The sequence below is a fragment of the Mesorhizobium sp. B263B2A genome, assembly GCF_020165775.1.
Taxonomy (GTDB): Bacteria; Pseudomonadota; Alphaproteobacteria; order Rhizobiales; family Rhizobiaceae; genus Mesorhizobium; species Mesorhizobium opportunistum.
In genome coordinates, this window is the sequence record NZ_JAIUIU010000001.1 from 351,411 (window position 1) to 371,979 (window position 20,569).

The 20,569-nt window shown below is 65.0% G+C and carries 19 protein-coding genes; 11 read left to right on the forward strand and 8 right to left on the reverse strand.

Going from position 1 to position 20,569, the window contains the following annotated elements:
• Nucleotides 1-46: 46 nt before the first annotated feature.
• From LB568_RS01735 to LB568_RS01745, 3 genes are read right to left on the reverse strand one after another with little or no spacing between them, the layout of a single operon-like run.
• Complete coding sequence (locus LB568_RS01735) at nt 47-1,036, reverse strand: transketolase family protein (RefSeq protein WP_224728858.1); 990 nt, start codon at nt 1,034-1,036, stop codon at nt 47-49.
• Nucleotides 1,033-1,881: a transketolase gene (locus tag LB568_RS01740; protein WP_224728859.1), complete on the reverse strand. Its 849-nt coding sequence runs from the start codon at nt 1,879-1,881 to the stop codon at nt 1,033-1,035. Before LB568_RS01740 ends, LB568_RS01735 begins: the two co-directional genes overlap by 4 nt.
• Before the next feature lie 4 nt (nt 1,882-1,885).
• A complete protein-coding gene (locus LB568_RS01745; protein ID WP_224728860.1) occupies nt 1,886-2,677 on the reverse strand; it encodes an SDR family NAD(P)-dependent oxidoreductase in 792 nt (263 codons plus the stop codon).
• Between the two features lie 116 nt (nt 2,678-2,793).
• Between LB568_RS01745 and LB568_RS01750 the strand changes: the two genes are divergently transcribed.
• From LB568_RS01750 to LB568_RS01800, 11 genes are all read left to right on the forward strand, one after another.
• A complete protein-coding gene (locus tag LB568_RS01750; protein ID WP_224728861.1) occupies nt 2,794-4,014 on the forward strand; it encodes a mandelate racemase/muconate lactonizing enzyme family protein in 1,221 nt (406 codons plus the stop codon).
• A gap of 132 nt (nt 4,015-4,146) precedes the next feature.
• Nucleotides 4,147-6,543, forward strand: a complete 2,397-nt coding sequence (locus LB568_RS01755) for a thiamine pyrophosphate-dependent enzyme (protein ID WP_224728862.1) — start codon at nt 4,147-4,149, stop codon at nt 6,541-6,543.
• Between the two features lie 31 nt (nt 6,544-6,574).
• Nucleotides 6,575-7,585, forward strand: a complete 1,011-nt coding sequence (locus tag LB568_RS01760; protein WP_224728863.1) for a C-terminal binding protein — start codon at nt 6,575-6,577, stop codon at nt 7,583-7,585.
• Nucleotides 7,582-8,310, forward strand: coding sequence for an E3 binding domain-containing protein (locus LB568_RS01765; protein ID WP_224728864.1), 729 nt, complete (start codon nt 7,582-7,584; stop codon nt 8,308-8,310). The genes LB568_RS01760 and LB568_RS01765 overlap by 4 nt, the downstream gene beginning before the upstream one ends.
• Before the next feature lie 138 nt (nt 8,311-8,448).
• Nucleotides 8,449-9,213 (forward strand): GntR family transcriptional regulator, encoded by a 765-nt coding sequence (locus LB568_RS01770; protein ID WP_013891742.1) that lies wholly within the window; start codon nt 8,449-8,451, stop codon nt 9,211-9,213.
• 313 nt (nt 9,214-9,526) lie between these two features.
• Nucleotides 9,527-10,591: a sugar ABC transporter substrate-binding protein gene (locus LB568_RS01775; protein ID WP_013891741.1), complete on the forward strand. Its 1,065-nt coding sequence runs from the start codon at nt 9,527-9,529 to the stop codon at nt 10,589-10,591.
• A gap of 153 nt (nt 10,592-10,744) precedes the next feature.
• Nucleotides 10,745-11,812, forward strand: coding sequence for a substrate-binding domain-containing protein (locus tag LB568_RS01780; protein WP_013891740.1), 1,068 nt, complete (start codon nt 10,745-10,747; stop codon nt 11,810-11,812).
• A gap of 67 nt (nt 11,813-11,879) precedes the next feature.
• A complete protein-coding gene (locus tag LB568_RS01785) occupies nt 11,880-13,382 on the forward strand; it encodes a sugar ABC transporter ATP-binding protein (RefSeq protein ID WP_224728865.1) in 1,503 nt (500 codons plus the stop codon).
• A 27-nt stretch (nt 13,383-13,409) separates the two neighbouring features.
• The gene (locus tag LB568_RS01790; protein ID WP_224728866.1) at nt 13,410-14,408 is read left to right on the forward strand and encodes an ABC transporter permease; all 999 of its coding nucleotides are present in this window, start codon (nt 13,410-13,412) and stop codon (nt 14,406-14,408) included.
• Nucleotides 14,405-15,373 carry an ABC transporter permease gene (locus LB568_RS01795; protein WP_224728867.1) on the forward strand — a complete coding sequence of 323 codons (969 nt, stop codon included), beginning with the start codon at nt 14,405-14,407 and terminating at the stop codon, nt 15,371-15,373. Before LB568_RS01790 ends, LB568_RS01795 begins: the two co-directional genes overlap by 4 nt.
• A gap of 2 nt (nt 15,374-15,375) precedes the next feature.
• Complete coding sequence (locus LB568_RS01800) at nt 15,376-16,257, forward strand: SMP-30/gluconolactonase/LRE family protein (protein ID WP_224728868.1); 882 nt, start codon at nt 15,376-15,378, stop codon at nt 16,255-16,257.
• 4 nt (nt 16,258-16,261) lie between these two features.
• Here the strand turns inward: LB568_RS01800 and LB568_RS01805 are convergent, their stop codons facing one another.
• From LB568_RS01805 to LB568_RS01825, 5 genes are all read right to left on the reverse strand, one after another.
• Nucleotides 16,262-16,954, reverse strand: a complete 693-nt coding sequence (locus LB568_RS01805) for an amino acid ABC transporter permease (RefSeq protein WP_224728869.1) — start codon at nt 16,952-16,954, stop codon at nt 16,262-16,264.
• Between the two features lie 3 nt (nt 16,955-16,957).
• Entirely contained in the window at nt 16,958-17,623 is a 666-nt protein-coding gene (locus tag LB568_RS01810; protein ID WP_224728870.1) for an amino acid ABC transporter permease, read from the reverse strand.
• Between the two features lie 59 nt (nt 17,624-17,682).
• Nucleotides 17,683-18,483, reverse strand: coding sequence for a transporter substrate-binding domain-containing protein (locus LB568_RS01815; RefSeq protein ID WP_224728871.1), 801 nt, complete (start codon nt 18,481-18,483; stop codon nt 17,683-17,685).
• Nucleotides 18,484-18,786: 303 nt separating this feature from the next.
• Nucleotides 18,787-19,416 carry a phosphonate metabolism protein/1,5-bisphosphokinase (PRPP-forming) PhnN gene (gene phnN / locus LB568_RS01820; protein ID WP_224728872.1) on the reverse strand — a complete coding sequence of 210 codons (630 nt, stop codon included), beginning with the start codon at nt 19,414-19,416 and terminating at the stop codon, nt 18,787-18,789.
• Nucleotides 19,413-20,567 (reverse strand): alpha-D-ribose 1-methylphosphonate 5-triphosphate diphosphatase, encoded by a 1,155-nt coding sequence (locus LB568_RS01825; protein WP_224728873.1) that lies wholly within the window; start codon nt 20,565-20,567, stop codon nt 19,413-19,415. The genes phnN and LB568_RS01825 overlap by 4 nt, the downstream gene beginning before the upstream one ends.
• Nucleotides 20,568-20,569 lie beyond the last annotated feature (2 nt).

Genomic DNA, 20,569 nt, shown 5'->3' on the forward strand with positions numbered 1-20,569 from the left:
GTTTTGACCATGATCTTATCCTAAAACCGGCTCCCACTTTTCGGGATCATGGTAGCGCAGTGATTGTCGCGATGATGGCCTCGGTGGTCAGGCCATACTTCGCCTGCAAGGTCGGCACGGCGCCGCATTCGATATAGCGGTCGGGCAGGCCGATGCGCGTCACCCTTTTCGCAATGCCGGCATCGAACAGGGTCTCGACGACAAGGCTTGCCAGCCCGCCGACCACGACATGGTTTTCCGCCGTGACAACACGATCGACTGAGCCGGCAAATTCGGCAACCGCCCCGGCATCGAACGGTTTGATCGTCGGCACATGCAGCACACCGGCGGAGATGCCCTGTCTTTGCAAGGCATCGGCTGCGTCCAGCGCCCGTTCGGTCATGAAGCCGGTCGAGATGATGCCGACGTCGGACCCTTCGCGCAGGCGCCGCGCCTTGCCGATCTCGAAACGATAGCCGGGTTCGAACACGACAGGCACGCTGCCGCGCAGCAGCCGCATGTAGACCGGCCCCTTATGCTCGGCGATCGCCGCCGTCGCCGCCTCGATCTCGGTCGCGTCGCAGGGGTCGATGATGGTGAGACCCGGAATCATGCGCATCAGCGCAAGATCTTCGATCGCCTGATGGGTGCCGCCATAGCCGGTCGTCAGCCCGGGCAGGCCGGCGACGATCTTGACGTCGAGGTTGGAGTGGGCAAGCGCGATGGCGACGAAATCAAAAGCGCGCCGCGTCGCGAAAACGCCATAGGTGGTGGCGAACGGCACCTTGCCGGTGCGTGCCAGTCCGGCGGCGACGGCGATCAGGTTCTGCTCGGCCATGCCGACATTGAAGAAGCGGTCCGGGAAGGCATCGCGGAACGGCAATATGTCGGTGTATTTGCCGAGGTCGGCGGTCAGACCGACGATGTCGGGCCGGCTCTGGCCAAGCCTGGCCAGCGCCCGGCCGAAGGGCGCTTCGACACTTTGCCGGCCGCCGCCAGCCGCTTCGTCCTGGCCCATGGCCAGCGTGCGCCCGGCCTCCTTCGCAGCGCCGCTCATCGGACTGCTCCCGTGCCCTTGTCGAACTCGGCGATGATGCCGTCCCATTGCGCCACGTCGATGCGGAAGAAGTGCGATTTCTCGGAGGTCTCGATGCGCGGCACGCCCTTGCCGGGCAGCGTGCGCAGCACGATCGCCTTCGGCTTCCCGTTACGCCGACGGGCATCGGCCAGCGCGCCGACTATCGCCGCCATGTCGTTACCGTCGATCTCGGATGTCTGCCAGCCGAAGGCGCGCCATTTGTCGGCCACCGGTTCCATGTCGAGCACCACGGGCCCATCGGCCTGGATGCCGTTGCAGTCGATCAGCGCCACCAGCCCGTCGAGCTTGAAATGGCTAGCCGACATCGCAGCTTCCCAGGTCGAGCCTTCCTGCATTTCGCCATCCGACAGTTCGACGAAGACGCGCGCATCGGAGCGGTCGACGCGCAAGCCCAGCGCCTGGCCGACGCCCTGTCCCAGACCATGGCCGAGCGAGCCGCCGATCATCTCGACGCCGGGCGTGGTGTCGAGCGTCGACATCTCCAGCCGGCTGTTGTCGGCGCCGTAGGTGGCGAGTTCCTCGACCGGAAGGATGCCGGCCTCGGCAAAAGCCGCCCACAGCGCGATCGAATAATGTCCTGTCGAGAGCAGGAAACGATCGCGATCGGGCCAGTCGAGATTGTGCGGATCGTAGCGCAGCTCGTGGAAATAGAGCGCCGCCAGCGCGTCGGCGATGCCGAGGCCCTGGCCGATATAGCCTTGGCCCTGACCGCGCGCCATGGTCAGCATATGGCGGCGCAGCAGCTTTGCCTTGCGTTCGAGCGCGTCGATATCGGCGCTGCCGGGAGGAGAATTTCGCAGCATTGGATCAGTCCTTGTCGAGCCCGCCCGACATGTTGAGCCGCTCGGCTGTCATGTATTTGGGCGAATCGAGGCAGAGCCAGACGACCGCCTCGGCAACCTCGGAAATCTCGGCGCGGCGGCCGAGCGGAATGCGGCGCGTGCGCTCGTCGAGGAAGGCCTGCAAATCGTTGCGGCCATTGGCGCGGGCAAGATCGGCCTCGGTGGAACGTTGCATCTCGGTGTCCATCATGCCGGGCGCCAGGCTGTTGACCAGCACGCCATAGGGCGCCAGCGCAACGGCCGCGGCGCGGGTGATGGAATCGACCCCGGCCTTGCTCGCCGTGTAGGCGGTGTAATCGGGCAGCGCCATGCGCGAACCGGGCGAGGTGATGTTGACGATGCGCCCGGAGCGCTGCTCGCGCATCACCCGTCCCGCCGCCTTGCAGGCCATGGCAAGGGCAGTGACGTTGAGCGCCAGCGTGCGCGTCCAGGCCTTGTAGCTGGCGTCGAGGAACGGCTCGATCACACCATAGCCGGCATTGTTGACCAGAATGTCGATGCCACCCCAGCGCGCGACCACTTTCCCCACCGCCGCCTCCGGCGCGCCCTCCAGGGTGAAATCGCTTGTCATGATTTCGGTTGCCGCGCCGGCGCCGATTTGCCGGGCCGTTTCGGCCAATCCTTCGCCGTTGATGTCGGTGATCGCGACGACACAACCGCGCCGGGCCAGCTGGATCGCCACCTCGCGGCCGAGCCCGCCGGCCGCACCCGTGACCAGGGCTCTCCCCGGCGCTGCGTTCTGATTTTCGGCAGTCAAGCGAGCACCCTCCCGGTGGCCATCTTGACGCGATTGATACCGGTACCATAAATGGCTGTCAACGACGATGTGCTATTGTCAGTTGGCCAAGTGATCGCCGCAGCCGGGAGGAAGAAATGAAGATCGTCGCGCTCGAAACGCTGCAGCTGGCGGAGTTTCCGTTCCTGTTCTGGCTGCGCGTTCACACCGATGCCGGCATCGTCGGCACGGGCGAGACCTTCTGGGCACCGGGGCCGGTCGCTTCCTATGTCCATGACAATGTCGCCGCCTACCTGCTGGGCAGGGATCCCCGCGACATCGAGCTGCATGACCGCACGCTCGGTAGCGTCTATGTCGGCGCGCGCGATTCCGGCGCCGAGGTGCGCGGCAATTCCGCCGTCAACATCGCACTGTGGGACATCTACGGCCAGGCGCTCGGCGAGCCGGTCTGGCGCCTGCTCGGCGGGCGCACCCAGCAGAGCGTGCCGATCTACAACACTTGCGCCGGCTACAAGCATGTCCGCGCCACGAAGAAGAACGCGCTGTTCGAGCGCGGCGAGGATTGGTCGCTCGAGGCAGGCGATTCGAACGAAGGTCCGTATGAGGATCTGCTCGCCTGGCGCTACAATGCCGGCGACCTCGCAAAAAGCCTGAAGTCGGAAGGCATCGGTGCCATGAAGATCTGGCCGTTCGACATCGCCGCCGAGGCGTCGAACGGCACCCGCATCTCGCTTGCCGACCTCGACAAGGCGCTGGAGCCGTTCGGCAAGATCCGCGACGCCGTCGGTCGCGACATGGAGATCATGGTCGAGCTGCATGGCCTGTGGACCTTGCCGCCGGTGCTGCGCATTGCCGAGGCGCTGAAATCTTATGACGTCGCCTGGCTGGAGGAGCCGGTCCGCTACAACGAGCTCGACGCCATGGCCGAGCTTGCCCGCCATACGTCGATACCGATCGCCGCCAGCGAGCGGCTGGCCTCGCGGCAGATGTTCAAGCAGTTGATCGCCAAGCGCGCCGCTTCGGTGATCATGATCGACCTCGCCTGGTGCGGCGGGCTTTCGGAAGCGCGCAAGATCGCCAACATGGCGGAGGCCAGCGAATTGCCCGTCACCTTGCACGACTGCACCGGGCCGATCGTCTATGCCGCCAGCTGCGCGCTGTCGGCGACCTTGCCGAATGTCAACTACCAGGAAGCGGTGCGCGCCTATTTCACCGGCTGGTACACCGAAATCGCCGCCGACATTCCGCAGGTCAAGGATGGCCATGTCGCGCCGCTCGAAGGCCCCGGGCTGGGCCTCAGCCTGCGGCCGGAGCTGTTCCAGCGGCCCGACGCCACGGTGCGCATCACCAAAATTTAGCCGTCGCATTGGCTCCTCTCAGAGCCAGTAGACATTATGCTATTATAATCTATGATGCGCCGAAGCGAGCGGCCAACAAGCTCGCCGCCGGCGCTCTGCCGCTTGGCGCCAGACGGATTCAGGGAGGCTTCGGTGGCAATTTCCGCGGCGCGGGCGCGCGACGATTTCAAGAGCGCTCCAAACCTGCCCGACAAGCAGGTCCTGCTCGACCTATTCGAGCGCATGGTGCTGCTGCGCCGCTTCGAAAGCATCGCCCAGATCGCTTGCCGCAAGGGCGAAACACCTGGCTTCCTGCATCTCTATATCGGCGAGGAGGCAACGGGCGTCGGCGTCTGCGCCCATCTGCGGCCGACCGACTGGGTGACATCGACCCATCGCGGCCATGGCCACGCTCTGGCCAAGGGCGCCAATCCGGGCCAGGTGATGGCCGAGCTGTTCGGCAAGGCCGACGGCATCTGCGGCGGCCGTGGCGGCACCATGCATCTCTACGACCGCTCGGTCGGCCTGTTCGGCACCAACGGCATCGTCGCCGCCGGCATCGGCCATGCCGTCGGCATCGGCATGAGCGCGCGCCAGCAGGGCCGCGACGACATCGGCGTCGCCTTCTTCGGCGACGGCGCCGCCAACCATGGCGGCTTCCACGAGGCGCTCAATTTCGCCGCCGTGCAGCGCGCGCCGGCCGTCTTCATCTGCGAGAACAACCTCTACGCCACCGCGACGCCGCTGAAATCGATCACACTCAATCCCGAGATTGCCACCAAAGCGGCGTCCTATGGCATGCCCGGCGTGGCGGTGGACGGCAACGACGTCTTCGCCGTCTGGCTGGCGATGAAGGAAGCCACCGAGCGCGCCCGTTCCGGCAAGGGGCCGACGCTGATCGAGGCCAAGACCTACCGCACCGTCGGTCACCACGAGGGCGATCCGGTCATCGGCACCTACCGCACGCAGGAGGAACTCGATGCCTGGATCAAGCGCGATCCGATCGACATGTTCCGAAAGAAGCTGGTCGAGGATTACGGTATCGCCGATGCCGAAGCGCTCGCGGCGATAGAGTCGCGGATCGAGAAGGTGGTCGATGAGGCGCTGGCTTTCGCCCGCAATTCACCCGAGCCCGATCCGGCATCGGTGCGCCTGCACGTCTTCGCCGATCCGATCAATCCGCCAGCCGCGCTGCAGCTACGCGCCCTCGGTGAGACGCGCACGCAAGGCTGGTTGGAAGCGGTGCGCGACGGCATTGCCGAGGAGATGCGGGCCAACCCGGCGATCCTCTATTTCGGCGAGGGCACCGGCGAGCGCGGCGGCAGCTTCGCCCACACCAAGAATCTCTGGCAGGAGTTCGGCGCCGAGCGCATGGTCGACACGCCGATCTCCGAACAGGGCTTCACCGCTGCCGCCGTCGGCGCCTCTGCCACCGGCGCGCGCACCGTTTCGGACCTGATGTTCGCCGACTTCGCGTTCGAAACCGCCGGACAGATCTTCCTGCAAGCGGCAAAGCTGCGCTACATGACCAGCGGCCTGATGAGCGCGCCGATGGTGGTGCGCGTCGGCGCCGGCGCGCTGCGCAGTTCCGGCCCGCACCACAGCGGCATTTACCATCCGGTCTTCGCCCACATGCCGGGGCTGATCGTCTGCGTGCCCTCGACCCCGGCCGATGCCAAGGGGCTGATGAAGACGGCGCTGCGGGCCGGCGATCCGGTCATCATGCTCGAGCCCAAGGCGCTGTTCGCCTCCAAGGGCGAGGTGCCCACGGGCGAACATTATGTGCCGTTCGGCGTCGCGCGGATCGCAAGGGCGGGAACCGACATCACCATCGTTGCCGCTGGCCAGATGGTGCAGCGCGCGCTGGAGGCTGCGGAAGCGCTGGCAGCCGAAGGAATCGAGGCCGAGGTGATCGACCCGCGCACCATCATGCCGCTCGACATCGAGACGATCGTCGCCAGCGTGAGGAAAACCCACCGCCTGCTCGTCGTCGACGAAGCCTGGGCGATGTGCGGCCTGGGCGGAGAGATCGCCCAGGCCATCAATGAGCTCGCCTTCGATGAACTCGACGCCCCGCCCGGCCGGCTGCACACCGCGCCGACCTCGCATCCTTTCGCGCCTGTGCTGGAGCGCGCCATGCTGGTCGACGCCGCACGCATCGTCCAGGGCGTGCGCGACGTCATCGCTGGCAAACCGCCGGTGCCGGACCATTGGTACACGGTCGGCCTGAAAAGTGCTGCGCCGGCCAATCCAGTTCCTGCCGCGGTCAAGCTGCAACCCGCCGCACCAGCGGTTGTCGCTCCAGCCGCGGGCGACGACGAGCCGATCACGATGCCGTTCGGCGATCTCACTGTTAGCGAAGGCACGGTCATAAAATGGCTGAAGGCGGTCGGTGACGCGGTGAACGAGGGCGAACTGATCGCCGAGATCGAAACCGACAAGGCCGTGGTCGAGATCGAGGCGCCGATCGGCGGCACGCTGGGCGCGATCGATCAGCCGGTCGGCAGCGTCGTACCGATGGGCGGCCGCATCGGCGGTATCAAGAAATAATCACCGTATCCGAGAGACCCGAAGGACTGGCATGAAGATCCTGTGCGCCAACTGGCAAGCCGCCGACGAGGCCGAACTCGAACGGCAGCATTACCCCGACATCGAGTTCATCCTCGCCCGCTCCACCAACGACAAGGCCGCCGAGCTCGATCCGGCTGTCTGTGAGGCGGTCGACGCCGTCATCAACTATTCGCCCACCCACAATGTCGCGGCCGCACCGGCGTCCTTTCCCAAGGCGAGGATCGCGGTGCGCTCCGGTGTCGGCTTCGACAATATCGACACGGCGGGCTGGGGAGCGCGCAAGATCCCGGCCTGCAACGTTCCGGACTATGGCACCACCGAGGTCGCCGACCATGCCATCGGCCTGATGCTGGCGCTGACGCGTGGCACCTCCGCCTATGGCGCCGAGCTTTCCGGTCATGGCGCCGAGGGCTGGCATTTCTCTAGGGCGTCGCTGGTGCGCCGGCACAAGGGCGCCACCTTCGGCATTGTCGGGCTCGGCCGCATCGGACTGGCGACCGCACGCCGCGCCGCCGCCTTCGACATGAAGGTGGTGTTCTACGACCCGCATCTTCTGTCCGGCGTCGACCTGTCGACCGGCTATGAACGCGTTCATTCGCTGGGTGAATTGATGGGACGGGCGGATGTCGTCAGCGTCCACGCGCCGCTGAGCGAGGAAACCCGCACGCTGCTCGGCGCGGCCGCTTTCGCCGCCGCCAGGCCCGGCCTTGTGCTGGTCAACACCGCGCGCGGCCCGATCGTTGATCTCGACGCGCTCGAATCCGCGATGCGCAACGGCACCATTGCCGGCGCCGGGCTCGACGTGCTGCCGAACGAGCCCGGAGACCTCGACCATCCGCTGCTGGCGGCATGGCGGCGACGCGAGCCATGGATCGCCAATCGACTGATCGTCACCCCGCACGCCGCCTTCTACAGCCCGGCATCGATGCGCGACCTCAGGCTGAAATCGATTGAGGTCGTGCACGCCTATCTCGCCGAGGGCCGGCTGACCAACTGCGTCAATTCAGAGCATCTGAAATGAACATGGCCGCGACGCAGGCTCCGCGGCTGGCGGTCTCCCCATATGCCCGCCGCCTGGCGCGCGAGCGCGCGCTGCCGCTCGAAACGCTTCGCGGCAGCGGCCCGGGCGGCCGCATCCTGGCCGCCGATGTCATCGGTTTCGTCCCGCTTGGCGTGCCCGTCAATTTCCCCGATGTCGTGGCCCCGGCGGCAGCGCCCTCCATTGGCGCGTCCCGCATCGCCGCCTTTGCTACCTCGATCGCACTGGAGGGCTTGAGAGACCTGCTAGCCGCGCTGGCGAATTCAGGAACTGTATTCGATATCGACGACCTGCTGCTGCGCGCTGCCGGTCGTGCATTCGCGGAGGCTCCTGAAATCGTCAAAGGCGCCGACGTGGCCGTGGCGTTGGAACTGACGAGCCGACAAGCCGTGTTCGCGGCAAGCCCGGAAATGTCACTGACATCGCTTCGCGCCTTGCGGCTGGCGGCGTTGGCCGACAATCATGACGACGCTGACAAACCGGCGATGCTGTCGCTGCGGCTGCTGCCGGCCAGCGACATCAGGCCGGTGATGATGCCGCTCCTGCCCGGCCGCGCCATGCGCCTGACGGTCTCGCTCAACAGCGCAGGCGGCCAGGCCGAATGCCTGCTGACGGCCGATGCGAACAACGTCGATGAGGTGATCGCGTCCGCATGGCTTTCGGCCCTGAAATCGGCGATCGAAAACCCACTTCGGCTCTTCGTCTGAGCGGTTGGTGATCGCCGGCCTTGATTTTTGGTTTAGGCATGTCGTTATCCCAAGACCGGATCCACTTTTGGGCGACATGCGATAGCCTCTTGCGAAGGAAGCTATTATAAAAGCTTCGACACAGGCGCGACGAGGCACATGGATCATCCCACCATCGACAGTCTTCCCAGGCGCACGCTCGGCCGCGCCAACGGCCCGCTTTACCGCCAGCTCGCCGACATATTGCGCGAGCCGATCGGCAACGGCACCTTTCCCGTCGGCGGCGAACTGCCGAAGGAAGCGACCATCGCCGAGCATTTCGGCGTCAGCCTGATCACCGTACGCCAGGCCTTGCGCGATCTCGAGGCCGACGGCCTGATCAGGAAGCGCTCGGCCAAGCCCGCCGTGGTCGCGGCGCGCAGCCCCTCGGTCAATCTGAGCTGGAAGTTTAAGAATTTCGCCGACATGGCGGCCTTCACCAAGGACGCCGAGCTGACGGTGAAGTCCTACCGCAAGGAAGTCTCGCCAGTGCTCCAGCGCCATTTCGGCATGGCCAAGGACGAGGCCGGCTATTGCCTGCGCAGCGTGCTGTCGATCGGCGAACAGCGCAAGGCGCAGATCACCACCTACTTTCCGCCCGACATCGGCGCCCGCATGAAGCGCGAGGACTTTTCCGACGTGCTGATCTTCCGTTCAGTGCAGAAACATCTCGGCCTGCGGCTCGACGTGGCGCATGTCACGGTGCGCGCCGAAATCGCCGACGAGGCGGTTGCCGGCGACCTCGGCATTGCGCTGGGCAGTCCGGTGCTGACGGTGGAGATGCTCTATCAGTCGGCGGACCAGCGCAGCATCGAATTCTCCGTCGCCCGCCATCCAGCCGATATTTTCAGCATCACCTACGACGCGCCCAACGATCTGTCTTGAACCAGATCGGCGGCATTGGCGCGCCGATTTCCTGGTCTCGGTCATGGACAGCCTTATAAAATTATAATAGCATCATAGCTAGGATGAAGGCTGCGCGGAGGACCACGGTCGCACGTGGGCGCAAAGCCACTTCCGACGCTGAGCATTTGCCCGGTCCATGTCACTCAACCGGCATGTCACCCAAGATGCGCGGCGGTTCTGGGGTAACGGCATGCACAACAACAAAGTCTGTCCATAAGGGGGCTGTGCCTCGAAGGCGTAGATGGGGCGGCGGCGTTCGCGCGGCTGACAACAAACACGGGAGGAGAAAGTCATGAAAGCGGGCGTATTTTTCGCCGGCCTTGCGGTGATCGCGGCGACGTTGCTGTCGGTCGACACCGTGCCGGCCAATGCACAGGACAAGAAGCCATACACCATTTATCTCTCGAACAATTTCGTCGGCAACGACTGGCGCCAGCAGATGCTGCGCAGCGCCGATATCGCGGTGAAGAAACCGCCGCTTGCCGGCCGGGTCGACCTCAAGGTCGAGGTGGTCGAGACCACGGTCCAGGCCCAGATCAATTCCCTCAACAACATCATCCGCAACAAGCCCGACGCCATCGTGATCGATGCTGGCTCCGGCGAGGCCCTTAACCCAACGATCGAGAAGGCCTGCAAGGCAGGCATCGTGGTCATCGCCTTCGATCAGATCGTCAGCGCGCCATGCGCTTATACGATGGAGTCCGACTGGGGCCGGGCGCCGCGCGTGGAGGCCGAGTGGCTGGTCAAGAAGCTCGGCGGCAAGGGCAAGATCCTGGTCGACCGCGGACTTGCCGGCGCTCCGATCTCCGCCCAGCTGCAGGGTGGGTTCGAGGAAGTCATCAAGAAATCTCCCGGCATCGAGGTGGTCGGCTATTTCAATGGCGACTATGCGCTCGGGCCGGAACAGGCCGGCGTCGCCAGCCTGCTGGCGGCCCACCCGCAAGTCGACGCGATCTTCGTTCAGGGTTACGGCGCCGGAGCAATCAAGGCGCTGCAGGATGCCGGTCGTCCGATCGTCCCCATCACCGGCAGCCCCTTCAACCTGACGACGACGACCTGTGCCCAGACGAAAGGCGCCCAGTGCATCCTTGCACCCAACCCCGCCTATCTGTCGGCCGAGGCCTTGAAGCTTGCAGTCGAGATACTCGACGGCAAGAAGCCGGCGCAGAAGAAGATCCTGCTGCGCAATGCCTTCCTCACCACCGATCCGGTTCCGTCGGAACTCTATCCCGATGCGGCCATGCAGAAGATAGAGGTCGGCACGAATGCCTTTCCGGACATGGCTCCCGGTCTGTTCCTTCCGGCCAGCCCGGACTGGGTTGAGATTACCCCTGCCGAGGCCGCTGGTTCGAAATGAGCGACGTCTGCAAATCGCGGCGAGGGCCGCCCCGATGCGCCTTGGCTTAAATTGACAAGGCGCATTGGTACCGGTATCAATTTGCGTGCAGCACCCACAAAGATGGCGAAGTCCGTCACCGGCTGATGCAGGAAACACCAAGGAGGAGAGACCATGAAACTGAAGACAGTTTGCGGTGGATTGGCAGCTCTTGCCATGTCCGCAATCGCGGTGGGCACAGCGCCGAGCCATGCCGAGGACAAGAAGCCCTACACCATCTATCTCTCGAACAATTTCGTCGGCAATGACTGGCGCCAGCAGATGGAGCGTGTCGCCACGGTGTCGGTGAACAAGGGGCCGCTGAAAGGCCGCGTCGACCTCAAGATCGAGAACGTCGAGAACACCGTCCAGGCGCAGATCAATTCGCTGAACAACATCATCCGCCAGAAGCCGGACGCCATCCTGGTCGATGCCGGTTCGGATTCGGCGCTCAACCCGACCATCAAGAAAGCCTGTGATGCCGGCATCGTGGTCATCTCTTTCGACCAGGTGGTGACCGAGCCCTGTGCGTTCGCCGTCGCCTCCGACTGGGATCGCATCCCCTCGGTGATGGCCGAGTGGATGGCCACGCAGCTTGGCGGCAAGGGCAACATCATCCTCGACCGTGGCCTTGCCGGCGCGCCGATCTCGGCGCAGCTCCAGCAAGGCTATGAGAAGGTGCTGGCCAAATATCCCGACATCAAGGTCGTCGGCTACTACAACGGCAACTACGCGCTCGGTCCGGAACAATCCGGCGTCGCGGCACTGCTTGCCGCCAATCCGCAGATCGACGGCATCATGACGCAAGGCTATGGCTCGGGCGCCATCCAGGCGCTGAAGGACGCCGGCCGGCCGATCGTTCCGGTCGTTGGCTTCTCCTACAATGTAGCCGCCGTCACCTGCGCGCAGACGCAAGGCGCCAAGTGCATCCTCGGCTCCAACCCCGCTTATCTTTCTTCCGAAGCGATCAAGCTGGCGGTCGACATCCTCGACACCGGCAAGAAGCCGGCCGAGCGTTCCGTTTCGGTCAAGGGTGACTTCGTCACCACCGATCCCTTCGAGTCCAAGCTCTACCCGGGCACCAAGATGATCAAGATCGCGGTCGGCGAAAATGCCTTCCCCGACCAGGCGCCCGGCCTGACGCTGCCGATCACGCCCGACTGGGTCGAGATCACCGCTGCGGAAGCCGCCGGCAGCAAGTAAGATCGGGAACCACGACCCTGTCTCCCGGCATCGCAAGATGTCGGGAGAGCTTTTCGAAAGCGCATTCATGGACCTCGTCACCGTCAAAGGCTTGTCCAAACGCTATGGCGGCATCGTCGCGCTGAGCGAGGCGACATTCAGTGCCCGCGCCGGCGAAGTGCATGCGCTGCTCGGCGAGAACGGTGCGGGCAAGAGCACCTTCATCCAGGTCCTGTCGGGGGCGGTGCGTCACGATGGCGGCTCGATCCTGGTCGACGGGCAGGACTATCGCCCGGCCAATCCGGATGCGGCCCAGGCGCGCGGCATCGCCGCCGTCTTCCAGGAGCTGTCGCTGATCCCCGATCTCAGCGTCGAACAGAACATCTGGTTCCGCCACGAACCACGAACATTGCTGCGCACCGTCAACCGCGCGGAGATGCGCCGCAAGACGCTGGCGCTGCTCGAAAAGTACAATTTCCCGCCACTGCGCCCCGACCAGGAATTGCGACGGCTGACACTGGCCGAACGGCAGGTCGTCGAGATCGCCAAGGGCCTGGCCAAGGATCCGCGCATCCTGATCCTCGACGAAGCGACCTCGGCACTGCCCGCGCGTGAAGCCGAATGGCTGCTCAAGCTTACCCGGCAACTGGCGGCTGAAGGGCGGCTGGTCATCTTCATCTCGCACCGCATGGCGGAAGTGCGTGCCATCGCCGACCGGCTGACCATCTTCCGCAATGGCAGTACGGTCGCCGCGCATGAGGCCAATACCGTCTCCGACAGCGAGATCGTCACCCAGATGATCGGCCGGCATCTCGACCGGCTCTATCCCGAGCGCATTGCCACCGCGACCGATCGCATCGCACTCAGGGTCAAGGGGTTTTCCAGCGGCAGCCGGCTCTCCGGCGTCGACTTCGCGCTGCGCGAAGGCGAGGTGCTCGGCGTCGGCGGCCTGCAGGGCCACGGCCAGCGCGAACTGTTCCAGGCGCTGTTCGGCGCCACCAGGGCCAGCGGCGCGATCGAACTCTGGGGCAAGCCGGTTTCGATCGGCAATCCGCGCCAGGCGCTGATCGGCAAGGATGGCATAGCCCTGGTGCCGGAAGACCGGCGCGGGCAGGGCCTGCTCCTGACCAAAAGCGTGCGCGAGAACCTGACCCTGTCGGTCATCAAGCGCTTTACCGAAAACGGCTTGCTGAGCCGGCAAAAGGAGGCGGCGCTGGTCAAGGAGATGGTCGATTTCCTGCGCATCAAGGCCGGCACGCCGGAACAGCTTGCCGGCACGCTGTCCGGCGGCAACCAGCAGAAGGTGATCTTCGGCAAGATGCTGTTGACCGAGGCGCGCGTGCTGTTGCTCTACGATCCGACGCGCGGTGTCGATGTCGGCACCAAGGGCGAGATTTTTCAGCTGATGCGCGACCTCGCCGCCAAAGGCTACGCGATCCTGTTCCATTCCAGCGACATGCCGGAACTCGTCCATGTCGCCGACCGCGTGCTGGTCATGCGCAATGGCCGCATCGCCGCGACGCTCGAAGGCGACCGTATCTCGGAGGCGGGCATCTTGCGCGCCGCCATGCTTGAAAGCGAGGCGGCTTGAGGCATGTCCGTGGAGCAAGCTGTTGAAATGGCACAGATGCCGGCCAAGATGAAATCAGGCACACCAGCCATCGACTGGCGCGGCCGCGCACTCGACCGCGCGCCGTTCCTGGTCGCCTGCCTGATGCTGGCGTTGATCGTTGCCGTCTATGGCAGCCTGCAGTCCGGCGTCTTCACGCTGGACGAGATCAACCTCGACACGGCGGCGGCGATGACGCTGATGCTGGCGGCGACCGGCCAGACCATCGTGCTGGTGCGTGGCGGCATCGACCTGTCGATCGGCGGCATGATCAGCCTCGGCACGGTGATCGCCGCGACGCGCTTCACCGACGATCCGTCGACCACCGCACTTTGGGCGTTGATCATCCTGGCGCTCGGCTTCGCCGTCGGCGCGCTCAACGGCCTGCTGATCTCGGTGCTCAAACTACAGCCCTTCCTCGTCACCCTCGCCACCTGGTCGATCCTCAACGGCGTCGCCATGATCATCCTGCCGACCGATGGCGGCAGCGTTCCCCCCTGGTGGGTCGGCTTCGCCTCGGCACAGATGTTCAGCCTGACCAGCCCGGTCTGGATGCTGCTGGCGCTGCTCGTGTTCTGGTGGTGGTTCCGCGCCACGCGTGTCGGCATAGCCATCCAGGCGACCGGCTCCAACGAAAAATCGGCCTTCCTGTCGGGTGTTTCGATCACCCGCGTCAACCTCGTCACCTATGGTCTCTCAGGCCTGTTCGCGGCCGGCGCCGCACTGTTCCTGGTGACGCAGACCGGTGCCGGCTCGCCGACCATCGGCAAGGACTATATCCTGCCTTCGGTGGCGGCGGCGGTCATCGGCGGCGTCAGCCTGTTCGGCGGCCGTGGCCATCTCGCCGGCACGCTGATCGGCGCCTTCGTGTTGACGCTGATCGGCAATCTCGTCTTCGTCCTGCATGTGTCGAGCTATTGGCAGCCGGTCGCTTCCGGCGTCATCCTGCTGCTCGCTGTGCTCGCCAGTTCCGTCGCCGAGAAGGCCGCAAGGAACCGTGTCCAATGAGCGCCTTCCTCGCCCGCAACCGCCTTATCGTGCTTGCCTATGCCGGCATGGTCGTGCTGCTCCTGGTCACGGCGCTGTTTTCGCCGGGTTTCCTTTCGGTCTCCAACATGCGCTCGACCGTCGTGCTGGCGGCCTTCGTCGGCATCGTCGCGCTCGGCCAGACCTTCGTCATCATCGGCGGCGGCATCGACCTGTCGGTGCCGTGGGTGCTGAATTCGGCCGCCATCGTCATGGCGCTGCTGTGCGGCGGCCAGGACCTGCCGCTGGTCTGGGTGATGCCGCTGCTGCTCACCGGCGGCGCCTTCATCGGGCTGGTCAACGGCGTCGGCGTCGCTCAGTTCGGCGTGCCGCCGATCATCATGACGTTGGCCACCAACGTCATCCTGCAAGGCCTGATCCTGGTGCTGACCGGCGGCTCGCCCACCCCTTCGGCGCCGGCCTTGATCCAGTTCCTGTCGGTCGGCCGCCTCGGCGGCTTCCCGGTCATCGCGCTGATCTGGCTCGGGCTGACGCTGGTGGCGACGCTCTTGCTCTCCAAGGCCGCCTTTGGCCGCCATCTTTATGCGCTCGGCACCAGCGCCATGGTGGCCGAATTCTCCGGCGTGCCGACGGCGCGCACCACCATCCTGACCTATGTCATCTCCGGCCTCACGGCAGCCTTCGCCGGCATGCTTTTGACCGGCTATTCCGGCCAGGCCTATCTCGGCATGGGCGACGCCTATCTGTTCACCTCGATCGCCGCGGTCGCCATCGGCGGCGCCTCGATCCTCGGCGGCAGCGGCCATTATCTCGGCACCGTCGCCGGCGCCATGGTGCTGACCATCCTCACCGGTCTTTTGCCGGCGCTGAACCTTTCGAGTGGGGCGCTGCTCATCGTCTATGGCGCGGTGATCCTGCTCACCGTGTCGATCGGCAGCGAAACCTTCGCCGGCCTCGGCGGCAAGCTGCGCGGAAAAGAGGGCTGACCATGGTCGAAATCATCTGTGTCGTCGATGCCGGGGCCGAACTCGGCGAAGGCACGCTCTGGGATCCCAAGGCCGGTGTTCTCTGGTGGATCGACATCTGGAAGAAGCTGATCCATCGCTACGATCCCGCGACCGGCAAGGACGAGGTCTTCGAGACACCGGAATATCTCGGTTGCCTCGGCCTGCGCGCGAAGGGCGGCCTGGTGCTGACCATGACCGACGGCTTCCATTTCTTCGATCCCGTCACCGGCAAATTCGAGGCGATCGTCGATCCGGAAGCGCATATACCGAAGACCCGCTTCAACGACGGCAAGCCGGACCGCCAGGGCCGCTTCTGGTCGGGCACCATGTTCGAGGTGCCGGGCAAGCCGATCGAATTCATCGGCGCGCTCTATAGGCTCGATCCCGACCTTTCCGTCCACAAGATGATCGACGGCATCGGTTGCTCCAACGGGCTGGCCTGGAGCCCGGATTCGAAAACCATGTATTTCTCCGACAGCCACGCCGGCGCGGTCTGGGCCTATGATTTCGATCCCGCCACCGGCGACATCGAAAACCGCCGCACCTTCATCGACATGACGGTGACTGGCGGTGTCGCCGATGGCGCCACGGTGGACGCCGAGGGCTGCTACTGGGTCACCATCCCGGTTACCGGCAAGGTCTGCCGCTACGACCCGGACGGCCGCCTGATGCAGACCGTGCTGTTGCCGACCGACCTGCCGACCTGCTGCGAATTCGGCGGCAAGGATCTCGACATCCTCTATGTCACTTCGGCGGTGCTCAGGCGCCCGGCCGGTCATTTCGTCGGCCAGAAGAATCCGGGCGGACTGTTCGCGCTCGATGTCGGCGTCAAGGGCCTGACCTTGCCGGCGTTCAAGGGCTGACCGGTTAAACGGCCGACATGACCAGCGGCGTCTCGACCTTGCGGACCGTTCCGGTAGCGAAACGACGCTCGAGATAGCCGGCATAGAGCGACAGCGGCCAGCACAGCGCGAAGTAGATGATCGACACCGTGCCGAACACCATCACCGGCTGGAAGGTCACGGTGTTGACCTGTGTGGCGGCGCGGGCAAGCTCGGTCAGCCCGATCAGCGAGGCGATCGACGTCGTCTTGACGATCTGCACCATGAAGCCGACGGTCGGCGGCAGCATCAGCCGCACCGCTTGCGGGATGATCACCAGCCGCAGCGTCCTGACGAAACGGAAGCCGAGCGCGGTGGCCGCCTCCCATTGCCCCTTGGGGATCGCCTCGATGGCGCCGCGGAATATCTCGCCGAAGAAGGCGCCGCCATTGAGCGAGAACGTCACGGCGGCCGCCACCCACGGATCCGGTCGATAGCCGAGGAACGAAGATCCGTAATAGGCCATGAACAGCTGGATCAGGATCGGCGTGCCCATGAAGAACTGGATGTAGCCGGCGGCAAGCCAGCGCAATGGCCGGGCTGGCGCCACCCGGATCGCGGCCACGATGAGGCCGATCAGGCCGCCGCCGGCAAAGGCGATCAGCGCCAGCAGGATCGTCCAGCGCGTCGCCATGAGCAGGAACATCAGTTCGTTGGGGCCGAAGTCGCGCAGGCTCATGGCTCAGACCTTCCAGCGGAACATCAGTTTGCCGAGGCCGGCGAAGAGTAGGCTGGCGGCCTGCACCAGCACGAAATAGATGATGGCGATGACGATGTAGACCTCGAAGCTCCTGAAGGTCTGCATGACCAGATTGTTGGCGACCGCCGTCAGCTCTTCCGCCGCGATCGCGCCGACGATCGAGGTGCCCATGATCTGCAGGATGAACTGCGCCGACAGCGACGGGTAGACCGCGCGCGCCGCCGGCACCAGCACGACATGGCGGATGATGCGGTAGCGGCTAAGGCCAAGCGATTTTGCCGCCTCGATCTGTCCCTCCGGGATGGCTTCGATGCCGGCGCGCAGGATCTCGGTCGCATAGGCGCCGAGGTGGATCGACAGCGCGACGACGGCCGCCATGTTGCTCGACAGCTTGAAGCCGAACAGCGGCAGCGAGAAGAACACGAAATAGAGCTGGATCAGCAATGGCGTGTTGCGGATCAGTTCGACATAGGCGGCGACCGCCCACGACAGGAAACGCGGCCCGAAGCTGCGGCCGACAGCGCCGAGGATGCCGATGGCGGTACCGAACAGGATCGACAGCGCCGCCAGCTGGATGGTCTTCTCCAGGCCGCGCAGCAACAGGTCGAGATGGATCAGGATCGGGCCGAATTGCAGGGCGGTTTGCATGGGCATCCCGTCACGAAAAGCGGGGCCCAGAAAGGCCCCGCTGCTTCATGGAAGCGCGATCAGAAAACCGGCAGCACCGGCAGCGGCTGGTTGCGGTACTTCATCGACAGCGCATCCAGCGTGCCGTCGGTCTTCATGGTGAACAGCCAGGTGTTGATCCACTGCCGCAGATTGTCATTGCCCTTGGCGACGCCAATGCCGAAGTAGAAGGTCTTCAGCACGTATTTCTGTTCGAACGCGTCGCCGTTCTGCGCCTTCTTCAGATAGATCTCGCCATAGTCGCCGCCGCCCATGGCGTCGATCTGGCCCGATACCATCGCCTGCAGCAGCGAGGAATAGTCGTCGAAGCGCAGGATCTCGATGCCCGGATTGGTCTCGGCGGCCTTGGTCAGCAGCCCGTCCTCGCCGGTGCCGCGCGTCAGGCCGACCTTCTTGCCGACCAGGTCGGCGACGCCCTGGATGCTGGTGCTCTTCGGCGCGATCACCACCGCCGACTGTCCGGCATAGGGGATCGAATAGTCGATCTGGATGGCCCGCGCCGGGGTGATCGAGAAGATCGATATCACCGCGTCGACCTGCTTGGTCAGCAGCGCCGGGATGCGGCCGGGCGAGGTGACGGTGACGAATTCGACGGGCACGCCGAGCGCTTCGCCCATCTTGTTGGCGACCTCGATGTCGAAGCCGGTCGGCTTCAGATTGGCGTCGAGAAAGCCGTAGGGCGGCGTCGTGGTGTCGATGGCGACGACCAGCTTGCCGCGCGAGATGATATCCTCGACCGACTGCGCCGAAGCGATCGACGGCAGCGCCAAAAGCGCCAAGCCGGCCAGCAAGGCGCCGGCCCCTCCCAGGAAAGTCCGCATGTTTTCCTCCCATGCATTTTTTGAGCGCCTCGTGTCGGCATCGCTCATGCGGGGCGCAGGCCGCGCGACGACGTAAATTTTTGCTCGCTGACATCCCCTTGCAAAACCGGGGCGCAGCGCTCCTCCGCAGATATAATGGTATGCTATTATAATATTTAGGACCTGTCCATGAGCGCTTCAGCCGACTTCGAGTTGACAGATGGTAACGGTACCATATTGCATTGCATTTATACGTCCAGTCAATCTCTCATGAGCCTCATAGGAAGGTCTGCACGGCCGTCAGCCATGTTGGAAGCGATGAAACTAGATCAGGCCCGACATGTCGGAAAAGGCCACGGCCTTGCGCAACAGCTCGGCGAAGCGTTCGCCGGCCACTTCGCGCGCGCCGCTGTTGTCGATCGAGGTGACGCCAGGACCGGACAGGGTGACATTGGCGCTGCGTGCCAGCCGCGCCAGCACTTCGCCGCGCGACTCGCGGCCGCGCATCGCCAGCCGCTCGGCCAGCACATCCGGCGAGGCGGTGATCTCGACTATGGCCAGGTTGGCGTAGCGTTCGCGCAACACCGGAATGACCGCGCGCGACACGTTGGCCACCGCGACACGGCCGTTGGCCACCGACCAGTCGACATCGGCGGGCAGGCCATAGCGCAGGCCATGCGCCTCCCAGGAGATGGCGAAGGCGCCGTCGGCCTCGGCCTCGACGAAGGCGGCGTCGGCCAGCGTGTCGTGATCCTCGCTCGCCGCATCGCACGGCCTGGTGATGACGCGGCGGACGAACTCCAGCCGGGTCTCATCGGTGAACAGCGCGCGGGCGTAGCCGATCACCGTGTCCTTGCCGGCGCCGCTTGGGCCGACGATAGCGACGAAAACGCCATGGCGGATCGGAAACGTTTCGGCGGACAGTTCACGCTCGATCAAGGCCGACACCATCATGCAACCCGCAGTCCCTGCCGCCAGACGGTGCGCACCACCGGGACATGGTCGTCGACGCGCACGCGCACCAGGTCGGCGCGGCGGCCCTGCTGGATGATGCCGCGGTCATTGAGGCCAACCGCTTCGGCCGGGTTCTTCGAAACCATGGCGACCGCCTGCGGCAGCGAGATGCCTTCGACCACGTCGCCGAGGAAGAAGGCGGACTGGATCAGGCTGAAGGGAATATAGTCTGACGACAAGATGTCGAGCAGGCCGTCGCTCGCCAGCGTGCGGGCCGAGACATTGCCCGAATGCGAGGCGCCGCGCATGACGTTGGGTGCGCCCATCAGCACGCCGAGCCCGGCTTCTTTCGAAGCGCGCGCGGCTTCTTGCGTGGTCGGGAACTCGGCAACGCGCACGCCCTGTTCGATCGCCTCGCCGACATGGCCGATGGTTGCATCGTCATGGCTGGCCAGCACGATGCCGCGTTCCTGGCAGGCGGCGGCGATATGCACCCGGTTCGGCCTCGAATTGAGCGCCGACTCGCCCATCCGCTTCTCGCAGAATTTCTGGAAGTCGCGATCCGTCAGCTTCAGCTTGCGCTGGTAGTAATAGGCATAGGTTTCCAGATTGACGAACTGGCGCTGTCCCGGGGCATGGTCCATCAGCGATGCCAGCTTGACCCGCTCGTCGCCGTCGAAATTGGCGAAAGCCTTGAGGCAGTCCGGCGCCGAAACCTCGCAGCGCAGGTGGATGAAGTGGTCGGCCCGCAGCCGGTCCTGCTGCACACTGTCCTCGATGGCATCGGCCAGCTTGCGGATGTCGGTGGAGGTGAGATCGGCGTCCTCGTCCATGCCGACGCGCAGGGCGTCGAGCACGGTGGTGATGCCGGCGGTCGCCACTTGCGCGTCATGGGCAAGCACGGCGGCGATCGGGTTCCAGCGCACCTTCGGGCGCGGCGCGTAGTGGCCCTCGAGATGGTCGGTATGGAGTTCGACCAGCCCGGGAATGATGTAATCGCCGCCCATGTCCTCGCCTGCCATATTCCCGCCGGTTTGCCTGGCACCCGCATCGATGCCGGCGATAAGCCCGTCGCGCAGCACCAGCGAACCCTCGACGATCTCGTCGGCAAGCACGATGCGGGCATTGGAAAGAACGGTCTCGGCGGTCATTT

What these genes read in the sequence shown, in the direction of transcription:
- LB568_RS01735 (WP_224728858.1), bottom strand. Translation starts at nt 1,036, where the DNA reads ATGAGCGGCGCTGCGAAGGAGGCCGGGCGCACGCTGGCCATGGGCCAG.
- LB568_RS01740 (WP_224728859.1), bottom strand. Translation starts at nt 1,881, where the DNA reads ATGCTGCGAAATTCTCCTCCCGGCAGCGCCGATATCGACGCGCTCGAA.
- LB568_RS01750 (WP_224728861.1), top strand. Translation starts at nt 2,794, where the DNA reads ATGAAGATCGTCGCGCTCGAAACGCTGCAGCTGGCGGAGTTTCCGTTC.
- LB568_RS01760 (WP_224728863.1), top strand. Translation starts at nt 6,575, where the DNA reads ATGAAGATCCTGTGCGCCAACTGGCAAGCCGCCGACGAGGCCGAACTC.
- LB568_RS01765 (WP_224728864.1), top strand. Translation starts at nt 7,582, where the DNA reads ATGAACATGGCCGCGACGCAGGCTCCGCGGCTGGCGGTCTCCCCATAT.
- LB568_RS01770 (WP_013891742.1), top strand. Translation starts at nt 8,449, where the DNA reads ATGGATCATCCCACCATCGACAGTCTTCCCAGGCGCACGCTCGGCCGC.
- LB568_RS01775 (WP_013891741.1), top strand. Translation starts at nt 9,527, where the DNA reads ATGAAAGCGGGCGTATTTTTCGCCGGCCTTGCGGTGATCGCGGCGACG.
- LB568_RS01780 (WP_013891740.1), top strand. Translation starts at nt 10,745, where the DNA reads ATGAAACTGAAGACAGTTTGCGGTGGATTGGCAGCTCTTGCCATGTCC.
- LB568_RS01785 (WP_224728865.1), top strand. Translation starts at nt 11,880, where the DNA reads ATGGACCTCGTCACCGTCAAAGGCTTGTCCAAACGCTATGGCGGCATC.
- LB568_RS01790 (WP_224728866.1), top strand. Translation starts at nt 13,410, where the DNA reads ATGGCACAGATGCCGGCCAAGATGAAATCAGGCACACCAGCCATCGAC.
- LB568_RS01795 (WP_224728867.1), top strand. Translation starts at nt 14,405, where the DNA reads ATGAGCGCCTTCCTCGCCCGCAACCGCCTTATCGTGCTTGCCTATGCC.
- LB568_RS01800 (WP_224728868.1), top strand. Translation starts at nt 15,376, where the DNA reads ATGGTCGAAATCATCTGTGTCGTCGATGCCGGGGCCGAACTCGGCGAA.
- LB568_RS01805 (WP_224728869.1), bottom strand. Translation starts at nt 16,954, where the DNA reads ATGAGCCTGCGCGACTTCGGCCCCAACGAACTGATGTTCCTGCTCATG.
- LB568_RS01810 (WP_224728870.1), bottom strand. Translation starts at nt 17,623, where the DNA reads ATGCAAACCGCCCTGCAATTCGGCCCGATCCTGATCCATCTCGACCTG.
- LB568_RS01815 (WP_224728871.1), bottom strand. Translation starts at nt 18,483, where the DNA reads ATGCGGACTTTCCTGGGAGGGGCCGGCGCCTTGCTGGCCGGCTTGGCG.
- phnN (WP_224728872.1), bottom strand. Translation starts at nt 19,416, where the DNA reads ATGATGGTGTCGGCCTTGATCGAGCGTGAACTGTCCGCCGAAACGTTT.
- LB568_RS01825 (WP_224728873.1), bottom strand. Translation starts at nt 20,567, where the DNA reads ATGACCGCCGAGACCGTTCTTTCCAATGCCCGCATCGTGCTTGCCGAC.